Genomic DNA, 19,440 nt, shown 5'->3' on the forward strand with positions numbered 1-19,440 from the left:
ATGTCAAAAGGGCATTCGCTACAAGACCCTTACTTGAATACTTTACGTAAAGAGAAAGTGGGGGTTTCCATCTACCTGGTCAACGGCATCAAGCTGCAAGGCACGATCGAGTCGTTCGACCAGTTCGTGATCCTGCTGAAAAATACCGTCAGCCAGATGGTCTACAAGCACGCTATCTCGACAGTCGTCCCTGTTCGTCCAATCCGTCTGCCTAGCGCCGCCGGTGATGAAGCAGCTGACGCTGAGCCAGGTAACGCCTGATAGGAGTCTCCTTTGTTCTTTGAGCGCCACGGTGGTGGTGAGCGGGTAATACTCGTTCACTTGGATGGACAGGACCCTGAGGCGCGCGAAGATCCGCAGGAGTTTCAGGAGTTGGCAAATTCGGCCGGCGCCGAGACCGTTGCGTTTTTTAACGTGCCGCGTCATCGGCCAACCGCCAAATTCCTGATTGGCAGCGGCAAGGTCGAGGAACTGCGCGACCTGGTCCATGCCGAAGAAGCCGATCTGGTGATCTTCAATCACGTCCTTACGCCCAGTCAGGAACGTAACCTCGAACGTGTCTTCGAGTGTCGCGTGATCGACCGTACCGGTCTGATTCTCGATATTTTTGCCCAGCGCGCCCGTACCCATGAAGGCAAGCTCCAGGTTGAACTGGCCCAGCTTGACCACATGAGCACCCGCCTGGTCCGCGGCTGGACTCACCTTGAGCGTCAAGGTGGCGGCATCGGCATGCGCGGCCCGGGTGAAACCCAGCTCGAGACCGACCGACGCCTGTTGCGGGTTCGCCTGCGCCAGATCAAGGGCCGCCTCGAGAAAGTGCGCAGCCAGCGTGAGCAATCGCGCCGTGGGCGTACCCGCGCGGATATCCCGACCGTGTCCCTGGTGGGCTATACCAACGCCGGCAAATCCACACTCTTCAATAATGTGACGAAATCGGACGTGTACGCGGCCGACCAACTGTTCGCCACCCTCGACCCGACCTTGCGCCGTCTGGATCTGGACGACCTGGGGCCGATTGTCCTGGCCGATACCGTGGGTTTCATTCGTCACTTGCCGCACAAGCTGGTCGAGGCATTTCGGTCTACGCTCGAAGAGTCGAGCAATTCCGACCTGCTGTTGCACGTGATCGATGCGGCTGAACCGGATCGCATGTTGCAGATTGAACAGGTGATGCTGGTACTGGGCGAGATTGGTGCCCAGGACTTGCCGATCCTCGAGGTCTATAACAAACTCGATTTGCTTGAAGGCGTTGAGCCACAAATCCAGCGCGATGAGAATGGCAAGCCCCAGCGGGTCTGGCTGTCGGCGCGTGATGGCAGTGGTCTTGAGTTGCTTGAACAGGCCATTGCCGAGTTGCTCGGCGGCGATTTGTTCGTTGGTACCTTGCGCTTGCCCCAGCGTTTTGCTCGACTGCGTGCACAGTTTTTCGAGTTGGGCGCGGTACAGAAAGAAGAACACGACGAAGAAGGTGTCAGCTTGCTGGCCGTTCGATTGCCGCGCTCGGAGCTCAATCGGCTGGTCAGCCGTGAGGGCGTTGTACCGACAGAGTTCATCGAACAACACACTTTGCAATAAAAGCCTCCTAAAGCGGTTGTGCCGCAGTGGCAGGCATTCTGTAGCATTGGTCGGCGCGCCGTGGGTGCGTCTTTGCTTTATCAGATGGAGAGCGCTATGGCTTGGAATGAGCCGGGTGGCAACTCGAATAATCAGGATCCTTGGGGTGGTAAACGCCGCAATAATGGCGACCGCAAGGGGCCACCAGATCTCGACGAGGCCTTCCGAAAGCTGCAGGAAAGCCTGAATGGGTTGTTCGGTGGTGGAAAAAAACGTGGTGGTGACGACGGCGGTCGCACAAGCAAGGGCGGCGGCTATGGCCTGCTGGGCCTGGGTCTTGTCGTGCTGGCGGCCGTATGGCTGTACAGCGCCGTCTACGTGGTGGACGAGCAGGAGCAAGCCGTGGTGCTGCGCTTCGGCAAGTACTACGAGACAGTCGGCCCTGGCCTGAACATCTACTTCCCGCCGATCGACAAGAAGTACATGGAAAACGTCACGCGTGAGCGTGCCTATACCAAGCAGGGCCAGATGCTGACCGAAGACGAGAACATCGTCGAAGTGCCGCTGACCGTGCAGTACAAGATCAGCAACCTGCAGGATTTCGTGCTGAACGTTGATCAGCCGGAAATCAGCCTGCAACACGCCACCGAAAGTGCCCTGCGCCACGTCGTCGGTTCGACCGCGATGGACCAGGTGCTGACCGAAGGTCGTGAATTGATGGCCAGCGAGATCAAGGAGCGCCTGCAGCGGTTCCTCGATACCTATCGCACCGGTATCACCGTTACCCAGGTGAACGTACAGAGCGCAGCCGCACCGCGTGAAGTGCAGGAAGCCTTCGATGACGTGATCCGTGCCCGTGAAGACGAGCAGCGTTCGCGCAACCAGGCTGAAACCTACGCCAACGGCGTCGTGCCGGAAGCCCGTGGTCAGGCCCAGCGCATCCTAGAGGATGCCAACGGTTACCGCGACGAAGTGGTCTCTCGCGCCAAGGGTGAGGCGGATCGCTTTACCAAACTGGTCGCCGAGTACCGCAAGGCGCCGGAAGTCACGCGTGAGCGTCTGTACCTGGACACCATGCAGGAAGTCTTCAGCAACACCAGCAAGGTTCTCGTGACCGGCAGCAAAGGTGGGCAGAACAACCTGCTGTACCTGCCGCTGGACAAGATGATCGAAGGTGGTCGTAGCAGCACCAGCGCACCGTCCACCGGTTCCAATGCCGCTGCCAACGAAGCGAGCGCCCGTGCGGCCGCTGACTTGCTGCAACAGCAAACACGTACCAGGGAGAGTCGTTGATGAGCAATAAATCGCTGACCGCCCTGATTGTGGGCGTCGTCGTGGTCATCGCTGCCTGGAACTGCTTCTACATCGTGGCTCAGACCGAGCGTGCGGTGCTGCTGCAATTCGGTCGCGTGGTCCAGGCGGATGTCCAGCCGGGCCTGCATGTGAAAGTCCCCTACGTCAACCAGGTGCGCAAGTTCGACGCCCGCCTGATGACCCTGGATGCACCGACACAGCGCTTCCTGACCCTGGAAAAGAAAGCCGTGATGGTTGACGCCTACGCCAAGTGGCGCGTCAAGGATGCCGAGCGCTTCTACACTGCGACCTCCGGCCTCAAGCAGATTGCTGACGAGCGTTTGTCGCGCCGTCTGGAATCGGGCCTGCGTGACCAGTTTGGTAAGCGCACCCTGCACGAGGTGGTATCCGGTGAGCGTGACGCGCTGATGGCTGACATCACGCGTTCGTTGAACACGATGGCAGAGAAAGAGCTGGGCATTGAAGTGGTTGATGTCCGGGTCAAGGCGATCGACCTGCCGAAGGAAGTGAACCGCAGCGTGTTCGAGCGTATGAGCACCGAGCGTGAGCGTGAAGCCCGTGAGCACCGCGCCAAGGGTAACGAGCTGGCAGAAGGTATCCGTGCGGATGCCGACCGTCAGCGCCGTGTACTGCTGGCCGAAGCCTATCGCGAGTCTGAAGAGGCCCGTGGTGATGGCGATGCTCAAGCTGCGGCGATCTATGCCAAGGCCTACGGCCAGGACCAGGAGTTCTACGCGTTCTACCGTAGCCTGCGCGCCTACCGTGAAAGCTTCGCGAACAAAACCGACGTCATGGTGCTGGACCCAAGCAGCGACTTCTTCCGCTACCTGGAAAAGTCCAAGTAACCAGCCTGTGATTCTGTAGGTTTCACTCCCGTCGGGCGGCTAAAACGCCTGGCGGGGTGATCCTTTCAGAAAACGGGTGTATGATGCGGCAGCCGGGAAATTCCCGGCTTTTTTGCGTCTGCATGTTTGATTCGGCAGGCGTGACAGGTTTTTCGAGGAAAGTGCCCGACGAGGCCGATTACAGGCCGTTCGTCACGTCGCTCTTGCGCGTGGTTTATGCAGGGGGCGGGTATTTTCTGCTTCACTCAAGGCTCGGCCGAGGGCTGGCCGCCCGGATCAAAGGGGAATGGCGTAATGGCAACGGTAGACCGCTGGCTGCTGCCAGATGGCATCGAAGAAGTACTGCCACCAGAAGCTGCGCGCATTGAAGTAGCGCGTCGCCAGGTGTTGGATCTGTTCCAGAGCTGGGGTTACGAGTTTGTCGTGACCCCCCATATCGAGTACCTGGAATCCCTGCTGACCGGCGCGGGCCAGGACCTGGATCTGCGCACCTTCAAGGTCATCGACCCGCAATCGGGCCGGCAAATGGGTTTCCGTGCCGACATCACGCCGCAAGTGGCGCGCATCGATGCGCACACCCTGCGTCGCGAAGGTCCAAGCCGCCTGTGCTACGCGGGCAGCGTGCTGCATGCTCAACCGCGCGCGTTGTCGTCGTCCCGTAGCCCGATCCAACTGGGCGCCGAGTTGTACGGCGATGCGAGCCCGAGCAGCGACGTTGAAGTGATCAGCCTGATGCTGGCCATGCTGCAACTGGCTGATGTGCCGGACGTCCACATGGACCTGGGTCACGTCGGTATCTACCGTGGCCTGGCCCGTGCGGCCGGTTTGTCCGGTGAAGTGGAACAACAGCTGTTCGATGCCCTGCAACGCAAGGCCATCGACGAAGTGATTGCCCTGACCGCTGGCGTGCCTGCCGACCTGGCTGACATGCTGCGTGCACTGGTCAACCTGTGCGGCGGTCGTGAAGTGCTGGTGGCTGCGCGTGAGCGCCTGGCCAAGGCGCCGGCGCCGGTACTGGCTGCACTGGACGACGTACTGGCAATTGCCGAGCAGTTGTCGGCGCGCTTCCCGGAGCTGCCGCTGTACTTTGATCTGGGTGAGCTGCGCGGCTACCACTACCACACCGGTGTGGTGTTCGCTGTATTTGTACCGGGTGTTGGCCAAGCCATCGCCCAGGGTGGTCGTTATGACGATATCGGCGCCGACTTTGGTCGTGCGCGTCCGGCCACTGGTTTCTCCACCGATTTGAAAACCCTGGTGACCCTGGGGCGTGCTGAGGTCGAGCTGCCGTCTGGTGGCATCTGGATGCCCGACAGTACGGACGCAGCACTCTGGCAGCAGGTTTGCCAGTTGCGCAGTGAGGGTCAGCGTGTCGTCCAGGCGTTGCCTGGGCAGCCATTGGCCGCCGCCCGTGAAGCGGACTGCGACCGGCAATTGATTCTGCAGAACGGGCTTTGGCAAGTATCGCCACTGGCTTCTTGAGTTTTCCTGCCGGCCATCGCCGGCACCAAGTTTGCGCGAATGAGGACAAGTGTTATGGGTAAGAATGTCGTAGTCCTGGGCACCCAATGGGGTGATGAGGGCAAAGGCAAGATCGTTGATCTGCTGACCGAACATGCTGCCGCCGTAGTGCGCTACCAAGGTGGCCACAACGCTGGCCACACCCTGGTCATCGATGGCGAAAAAACCGTCTTGCACCTGATCCCGTCGGGCGTACTGCGCGAAGGCGTGCAGTGCCTGATCGGCAACGGCGTGGTGGTTGCACCTGACGCCCTGCTGCGTGAGATCACCAAGCTGGAAGAGAAAGGCGTACCGGTGCGCGAGCGCCTGCGTATCAGCCCGTCCTGCCCGCTGATCCTGTCCTTCCACGTTGCGCTGGACCAGGCCCGTGAAAAGGCCCGTGGCGAGCTGAAGATCGGTACCACCGGTCGCGGCATCGGCCCAGCGTACGAAGACAAGGTTGCACGCCGTGGCCTGCGTGTGGGCGACCTGCTCAACATGCCGCGCTTTGAAGACAAGCTGCGTGAACTGGTGGATTACCACAACTTCATGCTGGTCGGTTACTACAAAGAGCCAGCCATCGAGTTCGAGAAAACCCTGGCCGAGTGCAAGGAATACGCTGAGCTGCTCAAGCCGCTGATGCTGGACGTGACCGCCGAGCTGCACGACCTGCGTCGCGCTGGCAAAGACATCATGTTCGAAGGCGCCCAAGGCTCCCTGCTGGACATCGACCACGGCACCTACCCGTACGTGACCAGCTCCAACACCACCGCGGGTGGCGTTGCGACCGGCTCCGGCGTTGGCCCGATGTTCCTGGACTACATCCTGGGCATCACCAAGGCTTACACCACTCGCGTAGGTTCGGGTCCGTTCCCGACTGAGCTGTTCGACGATGTTGGCGCTCACCTGGCCAAGCAAGGTCACGAATTCGGCGCGACCACCGGCCGTGCTCGTCGTTGTGGCTGGTTCGACGCCGTTATCCTGCGTCGCGCTATCGATGTGAACAGCATCTCGGGCATCTGCCTGACCAAGCTGGACGTACTCGACGGCCTGGAAACCATCAACATCTGCATCGGTTACAAAGATGCCGAAGGCAAGGACGTTGCTCCGACCGACGCCGACAGCTACGTGGGCCTGCAGCCTGTGTACGAAGAAGTGCCGGGCTGGACCGAATCGACCGTGGGCGCCAAGACCCTGGAAGAGCTACCGGCTAACGCCCGTGCCTACATCAAACGTGTCGAAGAGCTGATCGGTGCGCCGATTGACATTATTTCGACAGGTCCGGACCGCAACGAAACCATCGTTCTGCGTCACCCGTTCGCTTAATAAGCTGTTGATGTAAAAAGCAAAGGGCTCCTTCGGGAGCCCTTTGTCGTTTCTGTCGCCTGGGCGGCACGACCCTTGCTTCGGTTCTCTCTTTCGCGGTGCTATCAAATTAATGGCACCCGTGGTGGAGGGATTCCCGATGTCTGCCGTTCTCTCATTGTTACAAAGCCGTCTGTTGCGGCCGGTGTTCGTTACCCTAGGTATCGCCCTTTTGGTGCAAGTGCTGGTGGCCGTCGCCCTGACGCGAAGCACCGTCACCGCGTTGGAAGCTGATTTGGGCAATCGCCTGGGTATCGACAGCCAGAAACTGTCGGGTGAATTGGCCCAGGCCGGTAAAGAAGTCACGTCCAGCCTGGACAGCTTGTCGACCAGTACCCGTCAGCGTCTGACAGCGGGGCTTTCAACCCGCCTGCAGGAAGAGCAGAAGCAACTGCGTGCGACCCTGGAAAAAGACCTGAAAGACTCCGCCAATGACATGGCGCAACTGCTGGCCTCGGTGGCGCCCCGCGCCATGTGGGACAGCGACGTGCCGACGTTGTCGGAGTTCGCCCGGCGTGCCCAGCGCAATCCCAACGTGCTGTTTGTGGTCTATGACGACGCGGCGGGTGAGCACTTGACCCGCTACCTCAACCGTGAAAACCCGATCAACCAGGCACTGTTGGAAAAAGGCAAGGGTGACCGCGCCCTGGATAAAGTGTTGGATGCGGCCAAAGATGATCCTTCGGTGTTCTATGTCGAGGCGTCCATCAGCCCCAACGGCGTGGAGATCGGCAAAGTGCGCATGGGGGTTTCCACTGCCGCAGTGGAGGCTGATCTGGCCGCGCTGGATAAGCGCTTCGCCGCACTGATCGCCAGTGGTGACCAGTTGGTGGGCGACAGCCTCAAGGGCGCTGCGGCCGATAGCGCTGCCGCCATGGGCGCGCGCCTGCAATCCGCGCAAGCCACCGCTACACAGATGACCGCCAACACCACCAGCGCCGTCCAGGACGCCGCCGGCACCTTGCGCTGGCGCATCGGCATGGGCCTGGCGCTGGTCGGTTTCGGTGTGTTGCTGTTGATCGCCATCGTGTTGGGTCGTCGCGTAGTCAATCGTTTGAAGCTACTGATTGCTGCCATGGATGATTTGGCGGCGGGCGAGGGTGACCTGACCAAGCGTGTGCAAATCAGCAGCAAGGACGAAATCGGCGACATGGCCTCAGCAGTCAATCGCTTTGTGGATAAGTTGCAGCCCATCGTGCGCGAGGCGGGGGATGTGGCCCAGCGTACTGGCGTGGAAATCGGCGCGATGACCTTGCGCAATGCAGGTGCTGACGCTGCGGCCGGTTTACAGCGCGATGAAGTGGCCGAGAGCTTGCGCGCACTGTCGCAGATGGCCGACGAGGCGCAAGCCGAGAGCCATGCGATGCAGGCGGCGTTGCAGCAGGTGGTGGATATTCGCCAGGCCACGGATGAGAACTCGCGGACCTCGGCGGAGGTCGGCAGTTTGATCGAGGCACTGGCGGGCCAGGTGCAGGCAGGCTCCACGGTCATCGAGCGCCTGGCCCAGCAAAGCCAGCAGATCGAGGTGGTGCTGACCGTGATTCACGGCATTGCCGAGCAAACCAATCTGTTGGCGCTCAACGCAGCCATCGAGGCGGCGCGTGCGGGTGAGACCGGTCGCGGCTTTGCGGTGGTGGCGGATGAAGTGCGTGCGCTGGCGAGCAAGACCCAAAGCTCCACCGGCGATATCCAGGCGCATATCGTGGCGTTGCAACAGGGCGCGCGGGAGGCGGTGGAAACCATCGGCAAGGCCGGGCGTCAGGCTAATGAAGGTTTGCTGGTGCTGCGTGACAGCGTGCGCTTGCAGCAGACGGTGCAGGCCTCGGTGGAGCAGGTGCATGCGGCGATTGGCTTGGCGACACGCGCGGCCGAGCATCAAGCGCAGGGTGCTCATGCAGTGCGGGGTCGGGTCGAGGTGATCCATGCCCAGGCCGAGCGTGCCGCCCAGGCGGTGGTGGAAACCACCGCCAGTGGCAAGGTGCTGGATGGGCTGGCGGCGCAATTGAAGGCGAGCCTGGGGCAGTTCAGGGCCTAGTGTCGCCTGTACCGACCTCATCGCAGGCAAGCCAGCTCCCACAGGGGAATGCATTCCAAATGTGGGAGCTGGCTTGCCTGCGATGGCTGCCTTAACGGCTCAGATACATCCGAGTCGTGAGCAAATACACCGGCAACCCCGACACTAGAATCAACAGCGCTGCATATGGCGCTGCTGCCGCGAATTCAACATTCGAGGTATGCGCCCACACCGCCGTCGCCAACGTATTCAGCCCCGTTGGGCTCAGCAGCAACGTCGCCGTCAATTCCTTCATCGCATCCAGGAACACCAGCGCAAACGCCGCCCCCAATGCCGGGAAAATAATCGGCAATGTCACCCTGCAAAACGCACCGAACGATGAAGCCCCCAACGTGCGTGCAGCCTCTTCAAGCTGCGGCGCAGCCTTGTTCAGCGCGGTACGGATCGGCGCCTGGGCCAGCGGCAAAAACAGCAGCGCATAAGCAATCAACAACAATGCCGAGGTCTGGTACAGCGCCGGCACATAGTGCAGGGCGAAGTACACCAGCGTCAGCGCAATCACCAAGCCGGGTAGGGCGTGCAGCAGATACGGCAGGCGTTCGGCCCAGATCGCCAACTGGCCTTTGTAGCGCACCACCAGCAACCCGACCGGTACAGCCAATACCAGGCAGAGCGCGGCGCCGCCCAGGGACAGTGCCAATGAAGACAGCAGCGCCTCACCGATTTCTGCCATCGGGAAAGCGGCAGAAGATCCCACCGCCAACCAATAACCGAGCATCCCCAGCGGAATCCCGCTGCCTATGATCGCCAGCGCCAGGCAATACACCTGGCCCAATGGCGCCCATTGACCCAGTCGAACCTGCTCCGCATGCCGCGCCGCGCCCTGGCCGATACGCACATGCCGGCCCTTGCCGCGTACACGCAGCTCCAGCCACAGCAGCGTCAGGCACATCACCAGCAACACTGCCGAGAGCATTGCGGCATTCGCATTGCTGAACTCAAGCTCGAACTGTTGGTAGATCGCGGTGGTAAAGGTCTGCAAGCCGATGATCGACAGCGCGCCAAACTCCACCAGCATATGCAGTGCGATCAACAATGCCCCGGCCAGCAGTGAAGGCCACAACAGCGGCAACGTGATGCGAAAGAACACGCCCCAGCGATTCAGTCCGAGGGTGCGGGCCGACTCTTCCAGGGACGGGTCAAGATTGCGCAGGGTCGCTGCCACCGGCAGAAACACCAGCGGGTATTTCGACAGGCTCATCACCAGGATCGCCCCGCCAAGCCCTTCGAAACTGGCGCTCAGCGATACCCAGGTAAAGCTGCTGACAAACGCCGGTACCGCAAACGGCAGGCACAGGATCACGCCCCAGATGCGTCGCCCTGGCAGGTTGCTGCGCTCCAGCAGCCAGGCCAGGGACAGGCCGATCACGCCACACGTTACCGTCACCCCGATCATCAATGCCAAGGTATTGCGCAGCAACCCGAACACATACGGCCGCCACAGCAGGTGCACCGCCTCCGCCCAACCGGCTTGCCACGCCTTGAGCCCGACATAGGCCAGCGGCAGCAAGCTCAAGCCGACCAGCAACAGGACGGGCAGCAACAACCAGATCGACGGGCGCTTGCGTCTTGGGCGCAAACCCCCACGCAGGGCGGGGGCGGGTAGCGATGGGTTCATCAGTTCAAGCCAACGTCACGTTCCAGGTCCAAGGCTTCTTCGGCGTTGCCCAGGTCGGCGGGGGTGACTTTCGGCGGTTGCAACTCGCTGAACGGCTTGAGGCCACGGTTGGATTCCATGCCTTTGCGCAGCGGGTATTCAGCCGATGTGTTGGTGATGACGCGCTGGCCCTCTTCACTGGCCATGAACGCCAGCAGTTGCTGGGCTTCCTGGGGATGCTTGCTGGATTTCAGCGCCGCCGCCGAAGACACGGTGATCAAGCCCCCGGCATCGCCATCGGTGAAGTAATGCAGTTGGGAGTCCAGGTTGGTTTTTTCTTTCTTCAGGGCGAACCAGTAGTAGTTGTTCACCAGTACGGTGGCCACTTCGCCATTTTCAACGGCTTTGAGGGCGACCATGTTGTTGCTGTACACCTTGCCGAAGGCGCGCAGGCCGGTCAGCCATTCTTCGGCGGCTTCACGCCCGTGCAGCTTGATGATCGCCACGGCCTGTTCCTGGAACGCGCCGCTGGTGGGCACGAAGCCGACCTTGCCTTGCCACTCGGGGCCGGCGAAATCCAGCACCGATTTGGGCAGGTCTTTTTCCGCGATCAATTTCGGGTTGAACGCCACGACGCGGGTGCGTGCGGTCACGCCCATCCAGTCACCGTTGGCGCCGACGTAATCCTTGGGCAATACGTCGAGGGTGCTGGCGTCGATCTTGGCCAGCAGGCCTTGTTCGCCGAGTTTGTTCAGCGGTGGCGATTCTTCGGTGTAGATCACGTCGGCAGGCGAGCGATCGCCTTCTTCCACGACCTGGCTGGCGAGCTGATTGCTGCTGCCTTTGCGCACGTTGACGTGAATGCCGGTCTTGGCTTCGAAGGCTTTGGCGAGTTCATCGCCGACTTCTTTATGCTGGCCGTTGTACAGGGTCAGGGAGACCTTGTCGGCGGAATAGGCGGTGGGCGAGAGCAGGGTCAGGCCGAGCAGAGTGATGGTCAGGCCACGCAGAAGGGATGTCTTGAGATGGGTATCGCGGATCATCATCCGGGTTGTTCCTCACTTGTATGCAACAAATACTTACAAGGATAAACGATAAAGTTTCTCAGGTGCGGGCGAGGGGGCAAATCGCTGGGAAAGATTCAGGTCAGGATTTTCAAACCGCGGAAACGAAAAAACCCGCTTTCGCGGGTTTGATCTGAATTTGGTGCCCAGGAGAAGACTCGAACTTCCACGACCTTGCGATCACCAGCACCTGAAGCTGGCGTGTCTACCAATTTCACCACCTGGGCATTATCAGCAGCGCTTGCGCTGTTGATGGGACGAACTATACGGAGGGCTTTTTGATCTGTAAACCCCTGATTCGAAAAAATAAATCAAGTTTTCCGTTAAAAATCAAAGACCTGAAACGAAAAAACCCGCTTTCGCGGGTTTGATCTGAATTTGGTGCCCAGGAGAAGACTCGAACTTCCACGACCTTGCGATCACCAGCACCTGAAGCTGGCGTGTCTACCAATTTCACCACCTGGGCATTATCAGCAGCGCTTGCGCTGTTGATGGGACGAACTATACGGAGGGCTTTTTGATCTGTAAACCCCTGATTCGAAAAAATAAATCAAGTTTTCCGTTAAAAATCAAAGACCTGAAACGAAAAAACCCGCTTTCGCGGGTTTGATCTGAATTTGGTGCCCAGGAGAAGACTCGAACTTCCACGACCTTGCGATCACCAGCACCTGAAGCTGGCGTGTCTACCAATTTCACCACCTGGGCAGCATCAACAACGTTGCCGTCGTCGATGGCGCGCACTATACGGAGGGGATTTTAAGCTGTAAAGCCCTGCCACGAAAAAAGCCTGGAAAATTTCGCCAATGGTCGTGCAAGGTGCCCGCTGGGGGCTGCAAAGGGCTTTAAAAGGCTTGTTGGCGTCTGAAATTTCCCGTTTCAATACGCGTATGCCAAACTAACCCGCATATAGACAAGGTGAAAACTCTCTAATGGCCGATTGGCAGTCCCTCGATCCCGAGGCCGCTCGTGAAGCGGAAAAATATGAAAACCCTATTCCTAGCCGCGAACTGATCCTGGCGCATCTCGCCGATCGGGGTTCGCCTGCTAGCCGCGAGCAGCTGGTTGAAGAATTCGGTCTGACCACCGAAGACCAGCTCGAAGCCCTGCGCCGCCGTTTGCGTGCCATGGAACGTGATGCTCAACTGATCTACACCCGCCGTGGCACTTACGCGCCTGTGGATAAGCTCGACCTGATTCTGGGCCGCATTGCCGGCCATCGTGACGGTTTCGGCTTCCTGATCCCGGACGACGGCAGCGATGACCTGTTCATGAGCCCGGCGCAAATGCGCCTGGTGTTCGATGGCGACCGTGCCCTGGCGCGCGTTTCCGGCCTGGACCGTCGCGGTCGCCGTGAAGGCGTGATCGTCGAAGTGGTGTCCCGTGCCCACGAGTCCATCGTCGGCCGTTACTTCGAAGAAGGCGGCATCGGCTTTGTGGTGCCGGATAACCCGAAGGTCCAGCAGGAAGTGCTGATCACTCCGGGCCGTAATGGCGCCGCCAAGGTCGGCCAGTTCGTCGAGGTGAAGATCACCCACTGGCCAACGGCGCGTTTCCAGCCCCAGGGCGATATCGTTGAAGTGGTCGGCAACTACATGGCGCCGGGCATGGAAATCGACGTTGCGCTGCGCACCTACGATATTCCCCACGTCTGGCCTGAGGCTGTGCTCAAAGAAGCCGGCAAGCTCAAGCCTGAAGTGGAAGAGAAAGACAAAGAAAAACGCATCGACCTGCGCCATCTGCCGTTCGTCACCATCGACGGCGAAGATGCCCGCGACTTCGACGATGCGGTCTACTGCGAAGCCAAGCCTGGCAAGCTGCGCCTGTTCTCCGGTGGCTGGAAGTTGTTCGTCGCGATTGCCGACGTGTCCAGCTACGTGAAGATCGGTTCTGCCTTGGACAACGAAGCCCAGGTGCGCGGCAACTCCGTGTACTTCCCTGAGCGCGTGATCCCGATGCTGCCCGAGCAGCTGTCCAACGGCCTGTGCTCCCTGAACCCGAAAGTCGACCGTTTGGCCATGGTGTGCGAGATGACCATCTCGAAAACCGGCGAAATGACTGACTACCAGTTCTACGAAGCGGTGATCCACTCCCAGGCGCGCCTGACCTACAACAAGGTCAGCACCATCCTGGAAACGCCGAAGACCAGCGAAGCCAAGGCCCTGCGTAGCGAATACGCTGGCGTGGTGCCGCACCTCAAGCAGCTCTATGCGCTGTACAAGGTGTTGCTGGGCGCTCGTCACGTACGTGGCGCGATCGACTTTGAAACCCAGGAAACCCGGATTGTCTTCGGTTCTGAGCGCAAGATCGCCGCAATCACCCCGACCACGCGTAACGATGCGCACAAGCTGATCGAGGAATGCATGCTGGCCGCCAACGTGGCCACTGCAGAGTTCCTGAAGAAGCACGAAATTCCAGCTCTGTACCGCGTGCACGACGGCCCGCCGCCGGAGCGTCTGGAGAAGCTGCGTGCATTCCTCGGCGAGCTCGGCCTGTCCCTGCACAAAGGCAAGGACGGCCCGACGCCGAAGGACTACCAGGCGCTGCTCGCCAGCATTAAGGACCGTCCGGATTACCACGTGATCCAGACTGTCATGCTGCGCTCCCTGAGCCAGGCGGTGTACAGCGCTGACAACCAGGGCCACTTCGGCCTGAATTACGAGGCGTACACCCACTTCACCTCGCCGATTCGCCGTTACCCGGACCTGCTCACGCACCGCGCGATCCGCAGCGTGATCCACTCCAAGCAGAACACCCCGCACGTCAAGCGCGCCGGTGCCATGACCATTCCGAAGGCACGGATCTATCCGTACGACGAAGCGGCCCTGGAACAGCTGGGCGAACAGTGCTCCATGAGTGAGCGCCGTGCCGACGAAGCCACCCGCGACGTGGTGAACTGGCTCAAGTGCGAGTTCATGAAAGACCGCGTGGGCGAGACTTTCCCTGGCGTGATCACCGCCGTGACTGGTTTTGGCCTGTTTGTCGAGCTGACCGACATCTACGTCGAAGGCCTGGTGCACGTCACCGCGTTGCCGGGTGACTACTACCACTTCGACCCTGTGCACCACCGCCTGGCGGGCGAGCGCACCGGTCGCAGCTTCCGTTTGGGCGATACCGTGGAAGTGCAGGTCATGCGCGTCGACCTCGACGAGCGCAAGATCGACTTCGGCATGTCCGACAAGCCAGCCGAATCGCCGGGCAGCCGTAAAAAGCGTGGCAGTGAGCCGGCCAGCAAAGGCAAGGCAGCGCCCGCCAAAGCAGCGACCGCCGAGCCCGCACCTGCCAAGGCCGGTCGTCGTCCGTCCGCGAAGGAAAAGGCCCCTGAAGCCTATCGCCCAAGCGATGCGGCGGCGAAAAACGCCGAGCTGCGCAAGAGCCGCGAGTTGAAGCAGCAGTTGCTCAACGAAGCCAAAAGCGGTGGTAAAGCGGCGTCTGGGGGAAAGTCCCGCGGGGCGGAAAGTCCGTCGAGCAAGCCAAGTAAACACCGTAAAGGCCCGCCAAAAGCGGGTTCGGGCCCTGCCAAGAGCGGCGGGTCGCGCAAACCTAAGGCCAAGTCATGAGTCTGGAAAAAATCTACGGCGTGCACGCCGTAGAAGCACTGCTGCGTCACCACCCTAAACGCGTCAAGCAAGTGTGGTTGGCCGAAGGCCGCAGCGAGCCGCGCGTGCAAGCGCTGGTTGAATTGGCGACCCAAAACAAGGTTGCCATCGGTCAGGCCGAGCGTCGCGAAATGGACGTGTGGGTCGAAGGCGTCCACCAGGGCGTCGTGGCGGACGTCAGCCCGAGCCAGGTCTGGGGCGAGGCGATGCTCGACGAGCTGCTCGACCGTACCGAAGGTGCGCCGTTGCTGCTGGTGCTGGACGGCGTGACCGATCCGCACAACCTCGGCGCTTGCCTGCGTTCGGCGGATGCTGCCGGCGCGCTGGCGGTGATTGTGCCTAAAGACAAGTCCGCGACCCTGACGCCGGTCGTGCGTAAGGTCGCCTGCGGCGCGGCGGAAGTGATTCCTTTGGTGGCCGTGACCAACCTGGCGCGCACCCTGGAGAAACTCCAGCAGCGTGGCCTGTGGGTTGTGGGCACGGCAGGCGAGGCCGAGGTCAGCATTTATGACCAGGACCTCACCGGCCCAACCATCCTGATCATGGGTGCCGAGGGTAAAGGCATGCGTCGCCTGACCCGCGAACATTGCGATTACCTGGTCCATCTGCCGATGGCTGGTAGCGTCAGCAGCCTCAACGTGTCAGTTGCCACCGGCGTGTGCCTGTTTGAAGCCCAGCGCCAGCGTGGCGCCAAGGCCAAATCGAAGAAATGATCCAACCGCAGTGATTGGTGATTGTTCAAATAATCACCAATCACCTTGCACGCTTCCTCCCCCTTCTCTACAATTGCGCCCCTTGCCTTCCTGGCGGGCACCGATGTGCCTCCCTGCGGCAAGATCCATAAGTGTCATTCACTCCTTGTCTGACCGTTTTTGAGCGGCAGGCTACAACCCGTAAGGAGCATTCATGCGTCATTACGAAATCATCTTTTTGGTCCACCCGGATCAAAGCGAGCAAGTCGGCGGCATGGTTGAGCGTTACACCAAGCTGATCGAAGAAGACGGCGGCAAAATCCACCGTCTGGAAGATTGGGGCCGTCGTCAACTGGCCTACGCAATCAACAATGTTCACAAGGCTCACTACGTGATGCTGAACGTTGAGTGCACTGGCAAGGCCCTGGCCGAGCTGGAAGACAACTTCCGCTACAACGATGCTGTGATCCGTAACCTGGTCATCCGTCGCGAAGAAGCCGTTACCGGCCAATCCGAGATGCTCAAGGCTGAAGAAAACCGCAGTGAGCGCCGTGAGCGTCGCGACCGTCCTGAGCACGAAGGCGCTGATAGCGCTGATAGTGATGACAGCGACAACAGCGATAACGCTGACGAGTAATCCACGGACCTTTTAAGGAGCCTATCAAATGGCACGTTTCTTCCGTCGTCGTAAATTCTGCCGCTTCACCGCTGAAGACGTGAAAGAGATCGATTACAAAGATCTCAACACTCTGAAAGCCTACGTATCCGAGACCGGCAAAATCGTTCCAAGCCGTATCACCGGTACCAAAGCACGTTATCAGCGTCAGCTGGCCACCGCTATCAAGCGCGCCCGCTTCCTGGCCCTGCTGGCCTACACCGACAGCCACGGCCGCTGAGACCGGGCAGTCGACAAGTAGTAAGGGATTGAATGCATGCGCGCCTTAGCTGAGTTCATCATGCGCGGTCGTGTGCAGGCCACTCTCGTAGTGGCTGGATGTGCAGCATTGCCGTTGTTGTATTGGTTGGCCGCTGCCGCTGGATGCCTTGTGCTCCTGCGGCGCGGTTTGCAGGATGCCGTTGGCATCCTGGCCCTGGGAGTCGTGGCTGCCTTGATCTGGTGGCTGCAACTGGGCGAACCCAAAGTGCTTCTGGTGCTGCTGGGGTCGTCGAGCCTTGCGTTGGTTTTGCGCGCAAGTGAGTCCTGGGTCCGCACGCTGCTGGTCAGCGTGGCATTGGGGTTGGTGTTTTCGGTGTTGATTGACGCGGCTTTCCGCCCGCAAATCGAGGCGCTGTCGCAAGAGATCGCCAAGATCCTGCCGATGGCCCTCGGGGAACTCTACCAACAGCTGTCGGTAGAAGAGCGAGCGCGACTGGCAACACTGATTGCACCGGCCCTGATCGGCCTGATGGCGGTAATGATGCAGATCGTCAGTTTGCTGAGCCTGATGCTTGGGCGATATTGGCAGGCGTTGTTGTACAACCCGGGTGGTTTTGGTCGCGAATTTCGCAGTATCAGAATCCCCGTGGGCCCGGCGATGTTGCTGCTGGCACTCATGATGGTCGGACCGTACTTCGGTTCACAAGCCACCTTGCTAGTGCTGTTTTGCAGCGTACCGCTGGTGTTTTCCGGACTGGCCCTGATTCACGGGCTGGTCGCGCAGAAGCGCCTGGCCAAGTTCTGGCTGGTGGGGATGTACGTAACGATGCTGGTGTTCATGCAACTGATCTATCCGTTACTCGTGGTTTTGGCCATTGTCGACGGCCTGATTGATTTTCGCGGTCGTCTGGCGCCGAAAGACGCCGATAACGCGAACGGTGAAGGTTAAAAGTTAGAGGATTTTCACATGCAACTGATCCTTCTGGAAAAAGTCGCCAACCTGGGCAACCTGGGCGACAAAGTGAACGTTAAGGCCGGTTACGGTCGTAACTACCTGCTGCCATACGGCAAAGCCACCGCTGCAACCGCTGCCAACCTGGCTGCGTTTGAAGAGCGTCGTGCTGAGCTGGAAAAAGCAGCAGCAGACAAAAAAGCTTCGGCCGAAACTCGCGCTGCCCAACTGGCTGAGCTGGAAGTGACTATCACTGCCACCGCCGGTGACGAAGGCAAGCTGTTCGGTTCGATCGGCACCCACGACATCGCTGATGCACTGACCGCCTCCGGCGTTGAAGTGCAGAAGAGCGAAGTTCGTCTGCCGAACGGCACCATCCGCAACGTAGGCGAATTCGACGTAGCCGTGCACCTGCACGCCGAAGTTGAAGCCACCGTACGCGTTGTCGTGGTAGCAGCTTAAGCAATACCTAACTGACTGGCACCTCGCGTGCCAGGCAGTTAACATCGGGCACGATCCTGTTTACAGGTCGTGCCTTTTGTTTTTCTACACACCCCTAATTCCAAGTGGCCATGAACGATATTTCAGCTCCCGAGCAATACGATCTGCAAACCGCTGCCCTGAAGGTGCCGCCGCATTCCATCGAGGCCGAACAGGCCGTGCTCGGTGGTTTGATGCTGGACAACAACGCCTGGGAACGCGTGCTGGATCAAGTCTCGGACGGTGACTTCTATCGCCATGACCACCGCCTGATCTTCCGCGCCATCGCCAAGCTGGCCGACCAGAACTCACCCATCGACGTGGTGACCCTGGCCGAGCAGTTGGACAAGGAAGGCCAGACCTCCCAGGTCGGCGGCCTCGGCTACCTCGGCGAACTGGCGAAAAACACACCGTCCGTCGCTAACATCAAGGCGTATGCCCAGATCGTCCGCCAGCGGGCCACGCTGCGCCAGTTGATCGGCATCAGCACCGAGATCGCCGACAGCGCTTTCAACCCGGAAGGGCGTACTGCCGAAGAGATCCTCGACGAAGCCGAGCGCCAGATCTTCCAGATTGCCGAGGCCCGCCCGAAAACCGGCGGCCCGGTGGGCGTCAACGAGCTGTTGACCAAGGCCATCGACCGTATCGACACCCTGTTCAACACCGATGCGGCCATCACCGGTATTTCCACCGGTTATGCCGACCTCGACGAGAAGACCAGCGGCCTGCAACCGTCCGACTTGATCATCGTCGCCGGTCGTCCATCCATGGGTAAGACCACCTTTGCGATGAACCTGGTGGAAAACGCCGTGCTGCGCAGCGACAAGACTGTCTTGGTGTACTCCCTGGAGATGCCAGGTGAATCGCTGATCATGCGGATGCTCTCGTCCCTGGGCCGTATCGATCAGACCAAGGTGCGTTCCGGCCAGCTGGAAGACGACGACTGGCCGCGCCTGACCTCGGCGGTCAACCTGCTCAATGACCGCAAACTGTTCATCGACGACACCGCGGGTATCAGCCCCTCGGAGATGCGTGCACGTACCCGCCGCTTGGTGCGTGAACACGGCGACATCGCGCTGATCATGATCGACTACCTGCAGTTGATGCAGATCCCGGGCTCCAGCGGTGACAGCCGGACCAACGAGATTTCCGAGATCTCCCGGTCCTTGAAAGCCCTGGCCAAGGAATTCAACTGTCCGGTGGTGGCACTGTCCCAGCTCAACCGTTCCCTGGAACAACGTCCCAACAAGCGCCCGGTGAACTCCGACTTGCGGGAATCCGGAGCGATCGAGCAGGACGCCGACGTGATCATGTTCGTGTACCGCGACGAGGTGTACCACCCCGAGACCGAGCACAAGGGCATTGCCGAGATCATCATCGGCAAGCAGCGGAACGGCCCCATCGGTTTTATCCGCCTGGCCTTCATCGGTAAGTACACCCGCTTCGAGAACCTCGCGCCGGGCAGCTACAACTTCGACGACGACGAATAACCCGTCTGCTCAATTCCGACCATTACCGTCGGAATTGGTC

Annotated in this window: 16 protein-coding genes and 3 tRNA genes; 14 read left to right on the forward strand and 5 right to left on the reverse strand. The window is 60.1% G+C overall.

What is annotated here, in order from left to right:
- The 7 genes from hfq to ACP7BX_RS20435 all read left to right on the forward strand — a co-directional run bounded on the left by hfq (nt 1) and on the right by ACP7BX_RS20435 (nt 8,613).
- On the forward strand, nt 1-261 hold the full coding sequence (hfq, locus tag ACP7BX_RS20405) for an RNA chaperone Hfq (protein WP_016976904.1): 261 nt from the start codon (nt 1-3) through the stop codon (nt 259-261).
- A 12-nt stretch (nt 262-273) separates the two neighbouring features.
- Nucleotides 274-1,575, forward strand: coding sequence for a ribosome rescue GTPase HflX (gene hflX, locus ACP7BX_RS20410; RefSeq protein WP_016976905.1), 1,302 nt, complete (start codon nt 274-276; stop codon nt 1,573-1,575).
- A gap of 96 nt (nt 1,576-1,671) precedes the next feature.
- Nucleotides 1,672-2,847, forward strand: a complete 1,176-nt coding sequence (gene hflK / locus ACP7BX_RS20415; RefSeq protein WP_028615515.1) for an FtsH protease activity modulator HflK — start codon at nt 1,672-1,674, stop codon at nt 2,845-2,847.
- Complete coding sequence (gene hflC, locus ACP7BX_RS20420) at nt 2,847-3,713, forward strand: protease modulator HflC (RefSeq protein WP_010213607.1); 867 nt, start codon at nt 2,847-2,849, stop codon at nt 3,711-3,713. Before hflK ends, hflC begins: the two co-directional genes overlap by 1 nt.
- Nucleotides 3,714-4,007: 294 nt before the next feature.
- Complete coding sequence (locus ACP7BX_RS20425; RefSeq protein WP_177109943.1) at nt 4,008-5,195, forward strand: ATP phosphoribosyltransferase regulatory subunit; 1,188 nt, start codon at nt 4,008-4,010, stop codon at nt 5,193-5,195.
- Nucleotides 5,196-5,249: 54 nt separating this feature from the next.
- A complete protein-coding gene (locus tag ACP7BX_RS20430; RefSeq protein WP_003217505.1) occupies nt 5,250-6,539 on the forward strand; it encodes an adenylosuccinate synthase in 1,290 nt (429 codons plus the stop codon).
- A gap of 139 nt (nt 6,540-6,678) precedes the next feature.
- A complete protein-coding gene (locus ACP7BX_RS20435; protein WP_095014474.1) occupies nt 6,679-8,613 on the forward strand; it encodes a methyl-accepting chemotaxis protein in 1,935 nt (644 codons plus the stop codon).
- A gap of 91 nt (nt 8,614-8,704) precedes the next feature.
- Here ACP7BX_RS20435 and ACP7BX_RS20440 read toward each other — a convergent pair whose 3' ends face one another.
- The 5 genes from ACP7BX_RS20440 to ACP7BX_RS20460 all read right to left on the reverse strand — a co-directional run bounded on the left by ACP7BX_RS20440 (nt 8,705) and on the right by ACP7BX_RS20460 (nt 12,018).
- Entirely contained in the window at nt 8,705-10,270 is a 1,566-nt protein-coding gene (locus tag ACP7BX_RS20440) for an ABC transporter permease (protein WP_426129230.1), read from the reverse strand.
- A complete protein-coding gene (locus tag ACP7BX_RS20445) occupies nt 10,270-11,295 on the reverse strand; it encodes an iron ABC transporter substrate-binding protein (RefSeq protein ID WP_177109940.1) in 1,026 nt (341 codons plus the stop codon). Before ACP7BX_RS20445 ends, ACP7BX_RS20440 begins: the two co-directional genes overlap by 1 nt.
- Before the next feature lie 158 nt (nt 11,296-11,453).
- Nucleotides 11,454-11,540, reverse strand: a tRNA-Leu gene (locus ACP7BX_RS20450).
- A gap of 152 nt (nt 11,541-11,692) precedes the next feature.
- A tRNA-Leu gene (locus ACP7BX_RS20455) sits at nt 11,693-11,779 on the reverse strand.
- A gap of 152 nt (nt 11,780-11,931) precedes the next feature.
- Nucleotides 11,932-12,018: transfer RNA gene (locus ACP7BX_RS20460), tRNA-Leu, on the reverse strand.
- Between the two features lie 224 nt (nt 12,019-12,242).
- Here ACP7BX_RS20460 and rnr point away from each other — a divergent pair.
- The 7 genes from rnr (at nt 12,243) to dnaB (ending at nt 19,400) form a co-directional block, all read left to right on the forward strand.
- A complete protein-coding gene (gene rnr / locus ACP7BX_RS20465; RefSeq protein WP_177109939.1) occupies nt 12,243-14,870 on the forward strand; it encodes a ribonuclease R in 2,628 nt (875 codons plus the stop codon).
- Nucleotides 14,867-15,622 (forward strand): 23S rRNA (guanosine(2251)-2'-O)-methyltransferase RlmB, encoded by a 756-nt coding sequence (gene rlmB / locus ACP7BX_RS20470; protein WP_017734971.1) that lies wholly within the window; start codon nt 14,867-14,869, stop codon nt 15,620-15,622. The genes rnr and rlmB overlap by 4 nt, the downstream gene beginning before the upstream one ends.
- Before the next feature lie 193 nt (nt 15,623-15,815).
- Nucleotides 15,816-16,238 carry a 30S ribosomal protein S6 gene (rpsF, locus tag ACP7BX_RS20475; RefSeq protein WP_003236224.1) on the forward strand — a complete coding sequence of 141 codons (423 nt, stop codon included), beginning with the start codon at nt 15,816-15,818 and terminating at the stop codon, nt 16,236-16,238.
- Nucleotides 16,239-16,266: 28 nt separating this feature from the next.
- Entirely contained in the window at nt 16,267-16,497 is a 231-nt protein-coding gene (gene rpsR, locus ACP7BX_RS20480; protein WP_002551829.1) for a 30S ribosomal protein S18, read from the forward strand.
- Nucleotides 16,498-16,533: 36 nt separating this feature from the next.
- Nucleotides 16,534-17,427 carry a hypothetical protein gene (locus ACP7BX_RS20485; protein ID WP_177109938.1) on the forward strand — a complete coding sequence of 298 codons (894 nt, stop codon included), beginning with the start codon at nt 16,534-16,536 and terminating at the stop codon, nt 17,425-17,427.
- A gap of 18 nt (nt 17,428-17,445) precedes the next feature.
- Nucleotides 17,446-17,892 carry a 50S ribosomal protein L9 gene (rplI, locus tag ACP7BX_RS20490; RefSeq protein ID WP_003171376.1) on the forward strand — a complete coding sequence of 149 codons (447 nt, stop codon included), beginning with the start codon at nt 17,446-17,448 and terminating at the stop codon, nt 17,890-17,892.
- A 110-nt stretch (nt 17,893-18,002) separates the two neighbouring features.
- The gene (gene dnaB, locus ACP7BX_RS20495) at nt 18,003-19,400 is read left to right on the forward strand and encodes a replicative DNA helicase (RefSeq protein WP_016976916.1); all 1,398 of its coding nucleotides are present in this window, start codon (nt 18,003-18,005) and stop codon (nt 19,398-19,400) included.
- Nucleotides 19,401-19,440 lie beyond the last annotated feature (40 nt).

This window comes from Pseudomonas sp. DWP3-1-3b3 (assembly GCF_049896305.1).
GTDB lineage: Bacteria > Pseudomonadota > Gammaproteobacteria > Pseudomonadales > Pseudomonadaceae > Aquipseudomonas > Aquipseudomonas azotoformans_A.

Coding starts and splice junctions, on each gene's coding strand:
- hfq (WP_016976904.1), top strand. CDS start 1: ATGTCAAAAGGGCATTCGCTACAAGACCCTTACTTGAATACTTTACGT.
- hflK (WP_028615515.1), top strand. CDS start 1,672: ATGGCTTGGAATGAGCCGGGTGGCAACTCGAATAATCAGGATCCTTGG.
- hflC (WP_010213607.1), top strand. CDS start 2,847: ATGAGCAATAAATCGCTGACCGCCCTGATTGTGGGCGTCGTCGTGGTC.
- ACP7BX_RS20425 (WP_177109943.1), top strand. CDS start 4,008: ATGGCAACGGTAGACCGCTGGCTGCTGCCAGATGGCATCGAAGAAGTA.
- ACP7BX_RS20430 (WP_003217505.1), top strand. CDS start 5,250: ATGGGTAAGAATGTCGTAGTCCTGGGCACCCAATGGGGTGATGAGGGC.
- ACP7BX_RS20435 (WP_095014474.1), top strand. CDS start 6,679: ATGTCTGCCGTTCTCTCATTGTTACAAAGCCGTCTGTTGCGGCCGGTG.
- ACP7BX_RS20440 (WP_426129230.1), bottom strand. CDS start 10,270: ATGAACCCATCGCTACCCGCCCCCGCCCTGCGTGGGGGTTTGCGCCCA.
- ACP7BX_RS20445 (WP_177109940.1), bottom strand. CDS start 11,295: ATGATGATCCGCGATACCCATCTCAAGACATCCCTTCTGCGTGGCCTG.
- rnr (WP_177109939.1), top strand. CDS start 12,243: ATGGCCGATTGGCAGTCCCTCGATCCCGAGGCCGCTCGTGAAGCGGAA.
- rlmB (WP_017734971.1), top strand. CDS start 14,867: ATGAGTCTGGAAAAAATCTACGGCGTGCACGCCGTAGAAGCACTGCTG.
- rpsF (WP_003236224.1), top strand. CDS start 15,816: ATGCGTCATTACGAAATCATCTTTTTGGTCCACCCGGATCAAAGCGAG.
- rpsR (WP_002551829.1), top strand. CDS start 16,267: ATGGCACGTTTCTTCCGTCGTCGTAAATTCTGCCGCTTCACCGCTGAA.
- ACP7BX_RS20485 (WP_177109938.1), top strand. CDS start 16,534: ATGCGCGCCTTAGCTGAGTTCATCATGCGCGGTCGTGTGCAGGCCACT.
- rplI (WP_003171376.1), top strand. CDS start 17,446: ATGCAACTGATCCTTCTGGAAAAAGTCGCCAACCTGGGCAACCTGGGC.
- dnaB (WP_016976916.1), top strand. CDS start 18,003: ATGAACGATATTTCAGCTCCCGAGCAATACGATCTGCAAACCGCTGCC.